At 74.6% G+C, this 879-nt stretch carries 1 protein-coding gene; it reads right to left on the bottom strand.

Annotation, left to right across the window (positions count from 1 at the left end; genetic code table 11):
• On the bottom strand, positions 1 to 879 hold an 879-nt coding region (locus ACWGIG_RS30505), incomplete at both ends, for a VWA domain-containing protein (RefSeq protein ID WP_453324924.1).

The following is an 879-nucleotide window of genomic DNA, read 5'->3' as shown; positions in this document are numbered from 1 at the left end:
CCCCTTCGACCACGGCCGGCCCCCCCCCCCGCCCCCCCGCGCCCCCCCCCCCCGCCCGCCCCGCCCGCCCCCCGGGCGCCGCCCTTGAGGGGGCTTGGGCGGACTCGGTGATGGCCTTCAGGATGACGGAGTGGATTTCGGCGGGGTCGTTCACTTGGTAGCCGCCGCCGCCCGTGGCCCTGGCGATCTGCTGGACCTCGTCCTTGTCGGCTTCGGGGCCGACCGCGATGGTGATCAGGGGGACCGGGCGCTGCGGGTCGGCGAGGGTTTTGAGCCGGGCGATGAGGGTGCTGCGGGAGAGGGAGACGGAGTCCTGGTTGGAGCCGTCGGTGAGGATGACGACCGCGTTGAACCTGCCGGGGGAGTAGCCGGCCCGGGCGTCCTGGTAGGCGGCCAGGGTGGTGTCGTACAGGCCGGTCGCGCCGTTCGGATCGGGCTGGAGGGCGTGGAACGCGGCGGTGAGCCTGCTGCGGTGGGTGCCGCCGCCGGGGGCGGCGGAGCCGAGCCGGGACGTGGGCACGAGCCTGCGGTAGTCGCGGGCGCCGTCGAGGTTCGTCGCGAACTTCCACAGACCGATCTCGTCCTCGTCGGTGAACTGGCTCAGGGCTCCGGCCAGCGAAGTCTTGGTGACGTCCATCCGGGACCTGCCACCGCTCCCCGGCACCAGGGCCGCCATCGAGCCCGACGCGTCGACGACCGTGGTCAGCCGGGCGCTCTGGAGGGTGATCGTCCACATGCCGAGCGTGTCCTCGACGGCCTTCGTGGCGGGCGGGGCGTCCGCAGTCCGTACGTACGGCTGCGGAGCGCTCCCCCCCGCGGGGCGCCCCACCATCTCGTCCGCGGGCCAGCCCCGGACGCGGAACCCCTGCCCGGCCACGA

The organism is Streptomyces sp. NPDC054863 (genome assembly GCF_053610825.1).
The sequence above is the reverse complement of the archived record's forward strand: the minus strand, read 5'-3'. Positions and strand labels throughout refer to the sequence as shown.